The sequence below is a fragment of the Streptomyces torulosus genome, assembly GCF_001419765.1.
GTDB lineage: Bacteria > Actinomycetota > Actinomycetes > Streptomycetales > Streptomycetaceae > Streptomyces > Streptomyces torulosus.
On the sequence record NZ_LIRK01000589.1, the window covers coordinates 1 to 3,228 of the forward strand.

Genomic DNA, 3,228 nt, shown 5'->3' on the forward strand with positions numbered 1-3,228 from the left:
GGCTCTCCCCCGCGTCCGGGGTCCGCAGCCGCACCAGGCCGACCGTCTGGTTCCCGGCCACCCGCCAGCGGCCCCCGGACGCGGGGGAGAGCCGGACCAGACCGGGTACGGAGAGCAGCCCGGCGACCTGGTCCCCGGTCAGCTCCCGCACGGTGCCGGGGCCGGTCTCGTCGACGGACAGCGTCAGGGGGCTCACGGTTCGAGCGCCGCGCGCAGGGCGTCCAGCCCGTACTCCGCCTCGACGTCCACGCCCGTGCCGTACAGCTGGTCCTCCAGCAGCGGCAGGATCTGCGTCCGCCAGACGAGGTCGAGGCCCTTCTCGTGGGCCGCGCCGGGTCTCATCAGGTACGAGGGGCCGATGGCGCGGTCGGCGTCGCCGAGGCGGGCGTTCAGCTCGTCCAGCAGCCGGGCCGCGGTGTCCGGCAGGCCGCGCGCCCGCAGCCAGCGGCCCAGCAGCCCCTGGACCGGCGGCTGCTCCGGGGAGAGCCGGCGGAAGGCGAAGCGGCGGCGCATCGCCGCGTCGACCAGCGCGATCGATCGGTCGGCCGTGTTCATCGTGCCGACGAGGAACAGATTGCCCGGCAGATGGAACGGGTCGTGCGGGCTGTACTGGGTGGTGACCGGCTCCTCCCGGTACTCCAGCAGGAAGTACAGCTCGCCGAACACCTTCGCCAGGTTGGCCCGGTTGATCTCGTCGACGACCAGCACGTACGGGTTGGCCGGGTCGTTGCGCGCCCGCTCGGCCAGCAGCTTGAACGGGCCCGGCACCACGTCGAACACCACCGAGCCGCCCTCGCCCCGCACGGGACGGAACCCCTCGAAGAAGTCCTCGTAGGTGTAGGAGGGGTGGAACTGGATGAGCTGCACACGGTCCGGGCCCGCCAGATGCCTGGCCAGGGCGCGCGCCAGATGGGTCTTGCCGGTGCCGGGCGGGCCGTGCAGGACCAGCTGGCGCTGCTCCTGGAGCTGTTCGGCGGTCTCCCGCAGCCACTCCAGGGGCATGAGCAGCTCGTCGGCCAGTTCCTTTGTCACGGCGGGCAGTTCGAGCGGCTTGGTGACGTCGACGCTCTCGAGGCCCGTGTCGACCTGGTCCTCCAGGCCGGCGCGCTCCGCCAGTTCGGCGGCCACGCTGCTGATGTCGTACACCGTCGGCGGCAGCGGCAACCGGGCCTGCACCTTCTCCGGGAGGTCGGCGCGGACGAGGGGCCGCTCGGCGGTGGCCCAGCGCACGGGCCGGCGGCGGGCGTTGTCGAGGCCGTCGGAGGCGTCGTACGTCGCGGGGCCCAGGACCGTGCCGACGTGCACCTCGTCGGGGGTGACCGTGACGACGAGGTCGCCCTCCCGCATCACGGTCAGGAAGACGTGCAGCTGGTAGGCGGCCGCCGCCCGCATTTGGGCACTGGCCTCGGGCAGGGCTTCGGCGACGGCCTGCTGCACCTGCTGTTTGGGGGCGCCCGTGGGGATCTCCGGGACCTCCCGCCAGGAGACCGAGCAGTAGCCGTCGCGGATCCACGCCGGGATGAAGTCGTGCCCGTCCACGTTGTAGCCGCGGACCAGCCAGCCGCGCTGCTCGTGCTCGACGGCGCCCCTGCGCCAGCGGCCGACCCAGGGCTCGTCGTAGAAGTCGACGGGGGCGCCGTCCCGTTTCGCGAGGAACGTGCTCAGCGCCAGCAGGTCCTTGTCGTCGTCGCCGGTGGGGCGGCCGGGGATCTCGTCCGCGAACGCCTTGACGATCTCGTGCTTGTGGTGGGCGCTGGCGATGGGCTGGAAGGCGTCCGGGAACAGGGCGTGCAGGAGGACATGGATCTGGGCGCGGCCCTTCTTGTGGCCCACCGAGTCCTGGACGGCGAAGCAGAGGTCACGGAAGCGCCAGGGGTCGTCGAGGAGGGCCTCGCGCTCCGGGCGCTCCATCCCGGCCAGCCGCTCCACGAGGAGGACCAGGATCTGGAACTGGGCCCAGCGGTAGTTGAGGAAGCCCTGACCGCCGTGGAGGAAGCCCTTCAGGGCGGGTTCCAGGTCGGGGGGTACGGCGAGGTGGCGCAGGAAGTCGGGCACGTCCGGCTCGGCCCAGGACAGCACCTCGTGGATGAGCTGCAGCTTCTTCGCGACACCGATCTGCTCCGGCACCAGCGGGGCCATGTTCACGAACAGCAGTTCGGCGGCGAGGACGATCGTCTCCGCGGGGGCACCGGCGAGCTGACGGCTCAGTTTGACCACGAAGGTGTCCGACGACTCGTCGGGCCGGTCCACGAAACGGGCCCGCAGATCGGCGGCGGTGGCGGCGGTCCAGGCCGCCGACTCCGGTGCGAACGCGGACTTCCCGGTCAGCAGCCCGTCCCGGAACACCCGCCGCACCGCCGCCACGACCTCGACACCGTCCGGTCGTCTCGCCACGGTCCCACCCCGCCTTCCGCGCACTCGAAGTGTCCAGCGTAGAAGGGCGCGTGCACGGGGTCACGAGCCGGGCGGCACCCGCGACGGGGTACGGGGCCGCCCGGCCGGCGGATCAGGTGTTGCTGTTGGAACGGCCGAAGAACTCGATCTCGGCGATCGACACCTGCTTCTTGGCGTCGGCGCCGTAGGCGGAGCGCAGGACGAAGCGGACGGCGATGACCTCGCCAACGCGGAACGTGCGGCGCTGGCCGCCTGCCCCCTGGTCCAGGTTGATGATCCTGGTGCTCTTCGAGCCGTCGGCGGCGGTGATCACGGCCTCGATGCGGTGCGGGCGGGCCGACTGCGAGAGCTGGTCCACCTTGGTCGAGACACCGGGCGTGATGACCACGTCCAGCAGCCGCGTCGGATGGTCGAACCGGGCCTCCAGCCACTCCCCTTCGCCGGTCTGGGTGACACCCGGCCCCCACCAGGTGTTGTTCAGCTGGTCGAAGGCGAGCCGGGCGCCGTGGTCCGGGTACGAGCGGGACGCCTTGACCCGGTCCGGGCCGATGGGGGCGCGCTTGGCGAAGTGGTCCCGGGTCGCCTGGACGGCGTCGTCGGCGTGGAACGCGAGGGTGACGATCAGGGCGAGCACCAGGGCGCCGACGACCCAGTTGAGGACCCGGCCGAAGCCGCGCCGCAGCCGTGGGCGGTCACCCGCCCACGGGGCCTCCACGCCACCGGGGTTGAGCATCCGCCGCCACCAGGGCTGCCGGCCCGACCGGCACTTCTGCGGGCGTTGCGCCATGCCGATGGCGGGCCGCGCGGAGGTGCCGGGCCGGCAGCCCTGGTGGC

Annotated in this window: 2 protein-coding genes and 1 pseudogene; all 3 read right to left on the reverse strand. The window is 72.6% G+C overall.

Annotated elements, in window-relative coordinates:
* Positions 1-196: pseudogene (locus AOK23_RS34280) on the reverse strand (McrC family protein); the annotation flags it as partial.
* On the reverse strand, positions 193-2,394 hold the full coding sequence (locus AOK23_RS34285; RefSeq protein ID WP_055716436.1) for an McrB family protein: 2,202 nt from the start codon (positions 2,392-2,394) through the stop codon (positions 193-195). The pseudogene AOK23_RS34280 and the gene AOK23_RS34285, both read right to left, overlap by 4 nt.
* A gap of 112 nt (positions 2,395-2,506) precedes the next feature.
* The coding region (locus AOK23_RS34290) for an NADase-type glycan-binding domain-containing protein (RefSeq protein ID WP_420823777.1) at positions 2,507-3,228 on the reverse strand (722 nt) is incomplete at its 5' end.